Origin of the sequence: Natronorubrum marinum (genome assembly GCF_052040125.1) — an archaeon.
In the GTDB taxonomy this organism is placed as follows: Archaea; Halobacteriota; Halobacteria; order Halobacteriales; family Natrialbaceae; genus Natronorubrum.
Genome location: NZ_JBPPFV010000002.1, coordinates 863,587 through 875,954, shown reverse-complemented (window position 1 = coordinate 875,954; position 12,368 = coordinate 863,587). Strand labels below are relative to the sequence as shown.

At 65.8% G+C, this 12,368-nt stretch carries 8 protein-coding genes; 5 read left to right on the top strand and 3 right to left on the bottom strand.

Features of this window, described 5'->3' with window-relative positions; genetic code table 11:
- Nucleotides 1-63: 63 nt before the first annotated feature.
- Genes ACSFC5_RS13980 through cobN form a run of 3 tightly spaced genes read right to left on the bottom strand, consistent with a single transcriptional unit; the run spans nt 64 to nt 5,511 of the window.
- On the bottom strand, nt 64-858 hold the full coding sequence (locus ACSFC5_RS13980) for a cobalt-precorrin-7 (C(5))-methyltransferase (protein ID WP_440765857.1): 795 nt from the start codon (nt 856-858) through the stop codon (nt 64-66).
- On the bottom strand, nt 855-1,622 hold the full coding sequence (locus ACSFC5_RS13975) for a precorrin-8X methylmutase (RefSeq protein ID WP_440765856.1): 768 nt from the start codon (nt 1,620-1,622) through the stop codon (nt 855-857). The genes ACSFC5_RS13980 and ACSFC5_RS13975 overlap by 4 nt, the downstream gene beginning before the upstream one ends.
- Complete coding sequence (gene cobN, locus ACSFC5_RS13970) at nt 1,615-5,511, bottom strand: cobaltochelatase subunit CobN (RefSeq protein WP_440765855.1); 3,897 nt, start codon at nt 5,509-5,511, stop codon at nt 1,615-1,617. Before cobN ends, ACSFC5_RS13975 begins: the two co-directional genes overlap by 8 nt.
- 34 nt (nt 5,512-5,545) lie before the next feature.
- On the opposite strand from cobN, the gene ACSFC5_RS13965 reads away from it, so the two are divergent.
- From ACSFC5_RS13965 to ACSFC5_RS13945, 5 genes are all read left to right on the top strand, one after another.
- The gene (locus ACSFC5_RS13965) at nt 5,546-7,810 is read left to right on the top strand and encodes a VWA domain-containing protein (protein ID WP_440765854.1); all 2,265 of its coding nucleotides are present in this window, start codon (nt 5,546-5,548) and stop codon (nt 7,808-7,810) included.
- Between the two features lie 270 nt (nt 7,811-8,080).
- Nucleotides 8,081-9,688 (top strand): uracil-xanthine permease family protein, encoded by a 1,608-nt coding sequence (locus tag ACSFC5_RS13960; protein ID WP_440765853.1) that lies wholly within the window; start codon nt 8,081-8,083, stop codon nt 9,686-9,688.
- A gap of 342 nt (nt 9,689-10,030) precedes the next feature.
- Nucleotides 10,031-10,858 carry an alpha/beta fold hydrolase gene (locus tag ACSFC5_RS13955; protein ID WP_440765852.1) on the top strand — a complete coding sequence of 276 codons (828 nt, stop codon included), beginning with the start codon at nt 10,031-10,033 and terminating at the stop codon, nt 10,856-10,858.
- Nucleotides 10,859-10,920: 62 nt separating this feature from the next.
- A complete protein-coding gene (locus ACSFC5_RS13950) occupies nt 10,921-11,265 on the top strand; it encodes a DUF5798 family protein (protein WP_440765851.1) in 345 nt (114 codons plus the stop codon).
- A gap of 73 nt (nt 11,266-11,338) precedes the next feature.
- Nucleotides 11,339-12,319, top strand: a complete 981-nt coding sequence (locus ACSFC5_RS13945) for a PLP-dependent cysteine synthase family protein (RefSeq protein WP_440765850.1) — start codon at nt 11,339-11,341, stop codon at nt 12,317-12,319.
- The last annotated feature ends 49 nt before the right edge of the window (nt 12,320-12,368 follow it).

The following is a 12,368-nucleotide window of genomic DNA, read 5'->3' as shown; positions in this document are numbered from 1 at the left end:
AACGAGGCCGACCTGGTCGGAGATGGGTCGGTGAGACGGCAGTCCGAACGCGATCCGAATGGTCTACAGCACGGGCTGTCTGACCGCGAGCACGACCAGATCGGAGAACGGCGTGTCCTCTTTCCCGCTTCCGCCGGCGTGTTCGGCCAACTCGGACAGCGTGAAGCGGTGGATCTGCTCATCATCGTGGGTTAACTTCTCGAGCACCAGCGCCTCGAGATCGGGCTCGGCTCCCTCCTCGAGCAGGAACTGGGCGAGGTCGCCGGGCATCCGATCGTACGGACGCGGCAACACGAGCAGGTGTCGTTCGTCCACCGTCGCGGCAGCGGCGAGACGCTCCATGTCGGCCGCGAGGTCGCCGCTCTTGTGCAACGTGACGAACTCGGTGTCCTCCATCGGCGTCCGGGCGCGGCTCGCAGCCATCTGGAGCGAGGAAATGCCGGGAACGACGCGAACGGGTCTCTCGGAATCCTGTCGCTGAATCGTATCCTGTACCTTCCCGACGAACTGGTAGCCCGAGTGGTTCGGGTCGCCCATCGCGACGGCAGTGCCTGACTCGCCGGCTGCGACGCGTTCGCCGAATTCCTCGAGCGCCTCGGCTTCGTCCTTGTAGCCGCAGGTCTGCAGGTCGGCGTCGGTTAGATCCTCGACGAACTCGACCACGGTCGTAAAGCCGACGACGACGTCCGCTTCCTCGATCGCCCGCCGGCCGCGGGGCGTGAGATACGCCTGATTGCCCGGGCCGACGCCGACGGCGTAGACCGGATCCTCCGCTTGCTCGTCGACATCCGGCTCCGCCGCTGCCGCGGCGAACGTCGCAGGATCCGGCCCGGCGTCGAGGTCGTAGTCGCCGCTCATTCGTCCTCCTCGGAACCGCTGGCAGCCTGTGCGGCCCGCTCGTCTGCGGTGAGGTCCAACTCGAGCCCGTCCGTTCGAACATCCTTCGCGACGTGGATCAGTTCGTTCGTCAACGCGGCGGCGAGTCCGCTGCCGCCCCGGCGGCCGACGTTCGTGATGGCCGGTACGTCGTACGCTTCGCTGACCTCGCGGATCCGCTGGCGGCTCTCTTCGGCCTTGACGAAGCCGACGGGAGTCGCGACGATGACCGCGGGTCTGGTGCCGTTCTCGATGCAGTCCGCCAGCGCGAACGCGGCGGTGGGGGCGTTCCCGATCGTCGCGATCGCGTCGTCGTAGACGCCCTGCTTGTCGAGTTCGAGGACGGAGGCGGCGGTTCGGGTCATCCCGGTCTTCTTCGCCAGTTCCGCCCCGTTGCCGATCGCCTTGCGCTTCTCGCAGTTGTGGCCGCGGCCGGTGATGCCGGCCTTGGACATCGTGATGTCGGTGACGATGGTCGATTCCTCGAGGACGGCCCGCGCACCGGCTCGAACTGGGGCATCCTCGTCGTCGCCGAGGTCGTTGCTCCCCGAAAATTCGATCAGGTGCTGGAACTCGATGTCACCCATCGAGTGGACCGACTTCTGCCGAATTCGGTCGGCTAGCGTCTCGTCCGGCACGAACTGCCTGACGATGTCCATGCTCGTCTCCGCGATGTCCATCGCGTTCTGCGTCGTCGCGCCCAGATCGGCGTACTCCTCGTCGAACTGTTGCTCTCCTTCAGTCATCGTTGGTCACCCCCGCGCCGACGGCCTCGTTGGTCGTCCGCGCCTCGAGATCACCCTCGACCTCGAGATTCAGATCCCGAAGCCGGTCGACCGTTTCGTCGTCGGCGTCCCAGAGGTCGCGCTCGATGGCCTCGAGCAGCGTATCCGTGATGGACTCGAGGGCCCACGGATTCACGTCACGCATCCACACCTGTCGGTCCTCGTCGAAGGCGAATTTCTCTGCGACGTCGGCCCACAGCGTGTCCGAGATGACGCCCGTCGTCGCGTCCCAGCCGAGGGTCACGTCGACCGTCGTCGAGAGGTCGCCGGCGCCCTTGTAGCCGTGGTCCTCCATGGACTCGAGCCAGTCGGGGTTCAGCACCCGGGCGCGCATGGCCTTGCGGACCTTCTCCTCGTTCGTGTAGACGTCGACATTGTCGGGGTCGGAGGAATCGCCGACGTAGGAGGCCGGCTCTTCGCCCGAAATCTCGCTGACGGCGGAGATGAAGCCACCGTGGAAGGCGTACCAGTCCGAGGAGTCGAACTCGTCCTGTTCCATCGTGTCCTCGATCTTGACGGTGGCGTCCACACTGGAAAGCCGGCGTTCGAACGCGTCGTGGGCGTCGGACACTCGTCCGCGCGACCCCATCGCGTAGCCGCCCCACTGGACGTAGACGTTCGCGAGGTCGGAGCGATCGTCCCAGTTCCCTTCATCCACCGCTTTGTTCGTCCCGGCGCCGTAGCCGCCGGGTTTGGTGGTGAAGACGCGGTGCAGTGTGGCCTTGCGAGCGTCGGATTCGTCGAGGCCCTCTTTTTCTTGCAACTCTTCGGCTTCTTCCTCGACGTGCTTTTTGACGTAGTTCATCTCGTGAGGCTCGTCGAGGTCGACCACGGCGTCCACGGCGTCGTGGATGACCCCCGCTGCAGCGGGGAACGCGTCCCGAAACAGCCCGGAGACGCGGGTGGTCACGTCGACTCGAGGGCGGTCGAGGTCCTCGAGCGGAATCGGTTCGACGTCGTCGATTCGGCCGGCGTCGGTCCACTGCGGTTCGACCCCCATCATGGCGAGCACCTGAGCGATGGTTTCCCCTCGTGTTCGGACGGTCGGCGTCCCCCACGCGACGACGCCGATCTCCTCGGGGTACTCGTCGTGTTCGGCGTGGTGGCGCTCGAGTACGCCCTCCGCGACCTCGCTTCCGACCTGCCAGGCAGCCTTCGCGGGCACCTTGCGCGGGTCGAGCGTGTAGAAGTTCCGCGCGGTCGGGAGCAGGTCGACGCCGCCGCGGGTCGGTGCGCCCGATCCGCCGGGAGGCACGTACTCGCCCGAGAGTGCATCCGCAGTGCGCGGAATCTCGTCTTCGGCTCCCTGCACGCGGGGCTGGGCCTCCTCGCAGATATAGGCGAGGGCCTTCCGCAGGTTGTCGTGAGCGCGTGACTTCGCGCGACCGTCGCCGATCGTCTCGAGGTCGACGACGAGCAGGTTCATGTTGACCTCGTCGTCGGGGCCGCCCTCGAGTTCCGATACGGGCACGTCGAACTCGTGTTCGGCGAGCGTCTCGATCAGGTCGACGCTGGTCTCGTAGACCACGTCGGCGGCCTCGGCGTAGGTCATCCCCAGATCCTCGTCGTACTCGCCGGGCGCGTTCAGCATTTTCTCGTAGTCCACGCCGAGCGCGCCGGCCACGCTCTCGCGCAGGCTCGGCGCGCCGGGGTTCTCGAGTCGCGTCAGAGCCACGAGGTACTCAACGAGGCGCTCGTCGGCCGGCGGCTCGGACATGGTGTGCAGTCCCAGCCGAATCTGAGTGGTTTTGACGTCCGTGAGGTACTCGTGGATGCGTTCGACGAGGTCGTCGATTGCGAGGTCCGCACCCTCGACATCACCTTCCGCGAGCGTCGAGCCCGCTTCGTCGGGGCCGCGAACGTCGGCTTTCTCGTCGATGGTTCCCGAAATTCCGAGTTCGACCGCGAGGTCCAGTTCCTCGACTTTCTCGCGCATGAGGTCCTCGAGGTGCTGACCATCGTCCGCGCGGGCGTCCTCCATCCCCGCCTCGCGGTACTGGTTCGCGAGTTCCTCGAGTTCGGACAACTCGTCGTACGTGCCTGCGTTCCGCATCACGGGCGTCAAGTAATCGACGATGGCGGCGTAGGATCGACGCTTCGCCTGGGTCCCCTCGCCAGGATTGTTGACGATGTAGGGATAGACGTTCGGAATGTCGTCGATCAGCTGATCGGGCGCGCTCTCGCCGTTCAGCCCGACCGTTTTTCCGGGGAGCCACTCGAGGCTCCCGTGAGTCCCGAGGTGGACGACACCGTCGACCTCGAACGTGTTGCGCAGCCAGCCGTAGAACGCGTAGTAGTCGTGTGGCGGCTGGAGGTCCGAATCGTGGTAGACCTTCGAGGGGTCCATGCCGAACCCGCGCGGGGGCTGGACCGTGACGAGGACGTTGCCGAACTCGACGCCTGGAATCGCGAACGGGCGGTCCGGTATCTCGCCCCACTCATCGACGATATTCTCCTGAAACCGCTCGTCGGCGTCGGCGAACCAGTCGGCGTAGGTGTCAGCGGCGACGACGTCGACCGAGAGGTCGCGGACGTCCTCCGGGGCGACCCAGCGATCCTCGAGCGTGAGTTGCGACGTGAGTTTCTCGACGAGGGACTGCCCGCTGTCGGGCATTTCTCCGCCTAAATCGTAGCCTCGAGTCTCGAGTTCCTCGAGCAGATTCACGGTCGACTTCGGCGAATCGAGCCCGAACGCGGTCCCGATCCCGTCGTCGCTCGGCGGGTAATTGTGCAGGACGACGGCGACCCGCTTCTCCTCGTTCGGCGTGTGTCGAAGTTCGGCCCAGTTGACCGCGAGCCGTGTCGCGTGACCGACGCGATCCTCGATCGGGTAGTGGTGTTTCGGCGCGCTGCCGATGCCGGCCTCGTCGTCGGTGCGTTCTTTCCCCGAGATCGGATGGGTGATGACGTTACCGTCGAACTCGGGGAGGGCGACGGAGAGCGCGAGTTCGAAGCCCATCACACCCGTGTCGCTGGATTCGTAGCGCGACCGGGAACGCATCGTGGTGACCGTCTGGAGGACGGGCACCCCGAGTCGGTCGAGGAAGACGTCCTCGGCGCTCGAGCCCTCGTCGCTGGCGCTGCGGCCGCGTTCGTCCATGGAGAGGGAGAACATGAACGAGGAGAGGACGGCGTCCACGACGGGTCGACCTGCACCGTCCAGAAGCCAGTTGTCCGTGACCCACTCGGCGTCTTCCTGCTCGTCAGTGTCCGTCGCCGGGTTGCAGAATATGGGGAGTGCATTTGCGCCCTGCTCCTCGAGCGCGCGAACCTGTGCATCCACGTATCGCGTATTTTCGTGGGTCCAGTGGGACTCGTAGAACCAGACCGCGACCGTCGGCTTCTCGGGGTCGTGAGTCTCGAGCAGTTCCTCGTACTCGACGCCGGGATAGTCGGGATGGTAGACGCCTTCCGTCGGCAGTGTCGTCGGCTCTTCGTGCTCGACGTCCCGGCCCTCGTACTCGGCGACGAGGAACCGACAGCAGTTCTCGACGTTGATCGTGCCGCCTTTCTCCAAATAGTCGTAGACGAGGTCGCGATGGCCCTCCGAGACCGTCGTATCCTCGAACGCGAAGGCGTCGCCGGTCGCTTTGACGATCAGCGGGATGCCCGCCTCCTCTAGGGCGCCCGTCGCGTAGTCGTAGCCCGGCATGCTGTCTTCGGCGCCGTGCAGCCAGAAGATGGCCGCGGCGGCGTCGGTCAATTCCTCGACGAACTCCTCGATGTCGGCCTCGTCCTCGAGGTCGCTCTCCGAGCGAACGACCAGCTCGATCCCCTCGAGGCGCTCGGCGGCCTGGCCGATCGAGCCGAGTTCGTTCTCCGTCGCGGTGTAGATCCCGATCCGTGTCATCGTGTTTTTAAACCTCTGTTGTATTAGCTCAACTATGGTTGCAGACGCTGGGGGCAAAAAGCTGTCGTCACTCCCCTTTCCGGCGATCGTCGGACAGGACGAGTTGAAGCGCGTACTGTGTGCCGTCGCGGTTAACGACGGACTCGACGGCGCCCTAGTCGTCGGCGAGAAGGGGACCGCGAAGTCGACCGCCGTTCGAGGACTCGTGGACCTCCTCCCCGACCAGCGAGCCGTTGCCGACTGCCCGTACGGCTGTTCGCCCGACGACTCGAGTCTCCAGTGTGCCGACTGCCGCGAGCGCGACCGCGACGGCGAGGAGTTACCGATCCAAACTCGGGCAGTTCCCCTCGTGACGCTGCCGCTGGGGGCGACTCGAGACCGCGTCGTCGGCACCCTCTCGGTCGAGGACGCCCTCGCCGGCGCGGCCGACTTCGATCCCGGGCTGCTCGCTCGCGCCCACCGGGGCATTCTCTACATCGACGAGGTCAACCTGCTCGACGACCACCTCGTCGACGTTATTCTCGACTCGGCTGCCAGCGGCGTCAACACCGTCGAGCGCGATGGGATCAGCATCTCACACCCCGCAGAGTTCACCCTGATCGGGACGATGAACCCCGAAGAGGGCGACCTCCGGCCCCAGTTGCGGGATCGGTTCGCCCTCCAGGCCACCGTCGAGGGCTGTCGCGAGATCGACGATCGGGTCGAAATCATCGATCGGGCGCTCGAGTCCGACGGCTCAGACACCGAAAACGGAACCGACGACTCGAATCCGTGGGCCGAGCACGCCGACGAGACGGCAGCCTTGCGGGAGGACCTCGTATCGGCCCGCGACCGACTCCCGAGCGTCGCCCTCCCCGCCAATTTCAAAGAAGAGATCGCCACCCTCTGTCTCGATGCCGGCGTCGACGGCCACCGCGGCGACGTGGCGACGGCCCGGACCGCGATGACCATCGCGGCGCTCGAGGGCCGGACGACGGTCATCGAGTCGGACGTCCACGAGGCCGCGCGCTACGCCCTGCCCCATCGACTCCGGAGCACGCCGTTCGAGGACGAACCGGATCTGGAGGATATACTCGAGGACCGATTCGAGGAGGAGCAGCCGGACGACAGCGGTGATGGAGGGGATGACGAGGAGATCGAAACAGACGAGAACGGGAGCGAGGGTGGAGACGAAGACGACGGTGAGTCGGGAAACGAATCCAGCGGCGACCAGAGTGACGACGACCGCGATTCCGAATCCCGAGACGGTGACGATGGGGCCGACGGATCGAACGACGAGGAAGATTCGGAAACTGACGATTCCCGACCCGAACGCCGACCCGACGACGGCGACGGGCCGTCGGGCGGAAATCCCGAACCTACCCGAGCCAACTCCGACGCAGACAGCGAGCGCGACGATTCGAGCGAATCCGGGTCCGACGACGATCGGGGCGAGAACGGTGACGACGAGGACGACCAAGCCCAGCCGCTCGTCCCCGGCCAGCAACGCGGCGAGGTTGCCAGCGTCGGCGAGGCACAGGCGCCCGACCTCGACTCGTCCGACGTCGAGAGCCGACAGGCAACGGGGAACGGTGGCGCTCGAGCGAGCACCACCCCCAGCGTCGACAACCGCGGCGCGCGCGTTCGAACGGAACCCGCGTCGGGAGACGGGCCGATCGACGCGGCGGCGTCGGTTCGATCCGCCGCCGCTCGAGGGGATTCGAAGTTCGAAAAACGGGACCTCCGCCGGTCGGTCCGCGCGGGCGAGACGTCGGTGACGATCGTCTTCGCCGTCGACGCCAGCGCCTCGATGCGACCCGCGATGCGCACCGCGAAGGGGGTCGTCCTCGAACTCCTGCGGGACAGCTACGAACACCGCGATCGGGTCGCCTTCGTCGCCTTCGCGGGCGACGATGCGGACGTGTTGCTCCCCCCGACCGACAGCGTCTCGTTGGCCGCACGGCACCTGAAGGAGCTTCCCTCGGGTGATCGAACGCCGCTCCCGGCGGGGCTCGAGACCTCGAGACGGGTGCTCGATCGTGCGGAGACGGACGCCTCGGTCGTCGTCTGCGTGACGGACGGCCGGGCGAACGTGGCCGACGGGAGTCCGACCGAAGCGACCCGGCGAGCCGCCCGCGGACTTGCGGCCGACGACGCGACCGTGATCGTTGTCGATGCTGGCGACGACTCCCGCGCTGGGCTCTCGAAACTGGTCGCAGCCGAAGCCGACGGCGAACTGGTCGACCTCTCGTCGCTGTCCGCTGAGACGGTTCGCGCTGCGGCCGATCGGGCCGCGGCGGACGACTCCCAAACTAGGTAGGCAAATTGTACAGGGTCTCGGCCCGGCAATCCCGTTTCGTGAACGGCAGCGAGCGACACGACTGTCCGTTGTGTCTATCCGACACCGGAACCGAACTCGAGCGACGGGTCCTCGACGGTCGGGTTGAGCAGCGCCTCGAGTGCGAGGACTGTGGACACGTCTGGAGATTCGTTCGCTGAGCGACCCCGAACTGGTCCGACGCTTGTCGGGTGCGTCGCGCCCGACGGATCAACATCCATTTGACCTCGGTCGATCGTTATCCGACGAGACATGACTGACGCGGGGGACGAATCAGCAGGCGGAAGCGCTGACGCCGACGGTAATTCGGACGATCGCGACGTCAGCGACGATATCGAGTACGGCATCGACGACCGGCCGCCAGTCGGCGAATCGGCGGTGCTGGGGATCCAGCACTACCTGACGATGGTCGGGGCGAACATCGCGGTGCCGCTGATTTTGGCCGAGGCAATGGGGATGCCCGGTGACGTGACGGCACAGTTCGTCGGCACCTTCTTCGTCGTCTCGGGAATCGCGACGCTGGCCCAGACGACGTTCGGGAACCGGTACCCGATCGTCCAGGGTGCGCCGTTCTCGATGCTCGCACCCGCGCTCGCCATCGTCGCCGTCGTCACCGCAGGTGGCGCCGGAACCGGGGACGACTGGCAGGCTGCCCTCCTGCAGCTACAGGGTGCGATCATCGTCGCCGCAACGGTGCAGGTCGTGATGGGATACTTTGGGTTGGTCGGCAAACTCCGCCGGTTCCTCTCGCCCGTCGTCATCGCGCCGACGATCGCGCTGATCGGACTGGCGCTGTTCGACGCACCCCAGATCACGACGACCGATCAGAGCTGGCTGCTGCTCGGGTTGACGCTCGGACTGATCCTGCTGTTCTCGCAGTATCTCGATATCAAGCACAAGGCGTTCCGGCTGTATCCGGTGATTCTGGCGATCGGTATCGCCTGGTTCCTCGCTGCAGGGCTCTCTCGAGACTGGGCGCTCGGTCCGCTCTCGTTCGACGCCATACTCGGGGCTGAACACCCCGGATACGTCCCGCTCGCTGAGGTCACCGACACGACGTTCATCCTGCCGATCTACCCGTTCCAGTGGGGGATTCCGGAGTTTACGACCGCCTTTATTATCGGCATGTTCGCGGGCGTGCTCGCTTCGATCGTCGAGAGCATCGGCGACTACTACGCCGTCGCGAACCTCACCGGTTCCGCGGCACCCAGCGAGAAGCGCATCAATCACGGAATCGGGATGGAGGGGCTGATGAACGTCTTCTCCGGCGTGATGGGCACCGGCGGCTCGACCTCCTACTCCGAGAACATCGGTGCGATCGGACTCACCGGCGTCGCCTCCCGCTACGTCGTCCAGATCGGCGCCGTCGTCATGCTGTTCTTCGGCTTCATCGGCTACTTCGGCCAACTCATCGCGACGATTCCGGACCCCATCGTCGGCGGGCTGTTCATCGCCATGTTCGCCCAGATCGTCGCCGTCGGTATCGGGAACCTCAAACACGTCGATCTCGACTCCTCGAGAAACCTCTTCGTCGTCGGCTTCGCCCTCTTTATCGGGTTAGCGATGCCGGCCTACATGGGCAACTTCGAATCGACGCTCGCGTTCCGCGACGCGGTCGGCCTCGAGGCCGCACTCGCGGGCTATCCGTCCCCGCTCGAGACCGCCGCGGAGGCCGTCGTCGACACCGTCTTTATTATCGGATCGACCGGGATGGCCGTCGGCGGACTCGCAGCGCTCGTTCTCGACAACACGATCCCGGGCACCCGCGAGGAGCGCGGCCTCGCCGAGTGGGATCGACTCACCGAAGACGAATCCGACTTCGAAAGCGTCTGGGACCGCTGGGTCGGCTCCGATCGGTAGGACCGACGTTCCTCGAGTATCGCTCGCTTCAGTCCTATGCGTTGCTTCAGACCGGCTGATCCACGTGCGGTGGCGCGCGCTGAACGGCGGCGAACGAAAGCGAGCGACGAGCCGAGCGAGACGCCGTTCAAAATTGCGCGAGGGATGAGCGAGTGAATGGAATGAACGAGTGAATCGGCTGGGGAGGACGTGGAAATCACAGCCGCCATCGATAGCAGCAGACTCGCTTTCTTCTGAAATTATCCGAAAGGGCGCCGACACGTTTGTCTGAAAGATATCCGTTCTCAATTCGCATTATCTGCAACCCCGCGACCTATACGTGCGGCGGCCGACTAGCTGTCAATGGCAGAACTCGCTCTCGAGGACGGCACGCTCTGGTACGAAACGCGCGGCGACGGCCAGCCGCTGGTCTTCATCCACGGCGGCTGGATGAACGGGCAGGCCTGGAACCCGCAGGTCGACCGTTTCGCGGACGACTATCAGGCGATCACGATGGACGTTCGCGGCCACGGGCAGACGGGCGCGACCGAGCCGAGCAGCTACTCGATCGAACTCTTCACCGACGACCTCGAGGCCCTTCTCTCGGAACTCGATCTCGAGGATCCAATCCTCTGTGGCCTCTCGCTGGGATCGATGGTCGTCCAGGAGTTCATGGACCGCCACCCCGACCGCGCCGCGGGCGCGATCCTCGGCGGCGCGGTGCGGTCGATGCCGCCGATGGATCTGCCGCCGATGATGAAGCCCCTCATGTCGCCGCTGCCGGCGCTGTCGACGTCGCTGTCGATGACCGGCCCGCAGACGACGTTCCGGTCGATGCTGTACTCCATTCAGGCGACGACCGGCGAACGCTGGCTGTCGGTGAACCCCGAGGTTCGGGAGGCGGCGATGGAGGCCGTTGACGACATCTCACGCAACGAGTTCCGGAAGGTGTTCGGCGCGCTCTATCGGTACGAGCCCGCGAACCTCTCGCACGTCGAGACGCCGACGCTCGTCGTCCACGGCGAACAGGAGGCCCCGCTGGTCAAACGGCAGGGCGCGAACCTCGTCTCGGAGGTCGCGACCGGCGAGCGCCTGGAGCTTTCGGAGTCGGGCCACCTCGTCAATCAGGATCGGCCCGACGCGTTCAACACCGCGAGCGAGGCGTTCCTCGAGACCGGCAGCGCGGCGTAACCGGCAGCGAACGTGAGCGACGGAGGAAAAGGCCCATTAGTTACCCGACACATCGTTCGAGCATGGGACTTGGCAGCACCGCAAAGAAGATTCAGAGTCTGTCGGACCGCGCCGAAGCGATGTACAGACAGGTACAGGAGCTCCAGCAGCGGATCATTAGCCTCGAGGAGGAGGTCGACGACACCCACGACACGGTCAAGAGCATCGACCACCAGCTAACCGAACAACGCGCGCTGTTGCTCGCGCTGGCCGAAGAGCAAGGGATCGACGGCGAACAGATCCTCGCCGAGGCGGCCATCGACGAGGCCGAAGCCGCGGGCGACGGTGACGACGAAAACGCCGACGCTGGGGCCGGCGGTGACGACGACGCCAGCGACGCCGAAGCGGCCGACGCCACCGCCGAGTAAGTCGTTTGGTACCGAGTCACGCGTTCCGTTCGATGAGTAAAACCTAACAGCAGGGGCAACTTTTGCCAGCACGATGACGACCCACGAGCAGCCGGTGGACTCGGTCCTCGAGACGATCGGTCGGACGCCGCTCGTCGCCCTTCAGGACGGTCCCGAGGACGTCCAGTGTTACGCGAAACTCGAGTCGTTCAACCCCGGAGCGAGCGTGAAAGATCGTATCGGCCGCTACATGCTCCGAGAGATGCTCGAGCGCGGCGACGTGAGCGAGGGCGGAACGATCGTCGAGCCGACCGCGGGGAACACCGGGATCGGGCTCGCGATCGCCGCCAAACAGCTGGGACTCGAGGCGATCTTCGTCGTCCCCGAACGCTTTAGTCTGGAGAAACAGCAGTTGATGGCCGCGCTGGGCGCCGAGGTTATCAACACGCCGACAGACGCGGGGATGGACGGCGCAATCGAGCGCGCCCACGAACTGGCGGCCGAACTCGACGACGCCGTCGTCCCCCAGCAGTTCTCGAACCCGCTCAACACCGAGGCCCACTACGCGACGACCGGGCCCGAGATCTACGAGGCGCTCTCCGGCGAGGTCGGCGCCGTCGTCGCCGGCTGTGGCACCGCGGGAACGCTCATGGGCATCGCGCGGTACGCACGTGAGCAGGACCCGACCACCTACGTCGCGGCCGTCGAACCCGAGGGCTCGCTGTACGGCGAGTTACTCGACGAAGAGCGCGAGGAGGGCGAGTACAAGACCGAGGGGATCGGCACGCACAACACCGAGACCAACGAACTGTTCGAACCGGATCTCGTCGACGCCGTCCACGCCGTCCCCGACCGCGAGGCTCACGAGGAACTCACACGGCTGGCTCGCGAGGAGGGCCACCTCGTCGCCTCGAGCGCCGGGGCCGCCAGCGTCGCGACGAAACGGGTCGCCCGCGGCATTTCGGAGGGAGCGATCGACGCGCCACACGAGACGGTCGTGACGGTGTTCCCGGACTCGAGCGAGCGCTACCTCTCGAAGGGGATCTACCGCTCGTTCGAGGAGTGGGAGGACTGACTCGAGTCGGCCGTCGGCCGTCCGTTTTTTCGTACCGAACACCACCGGC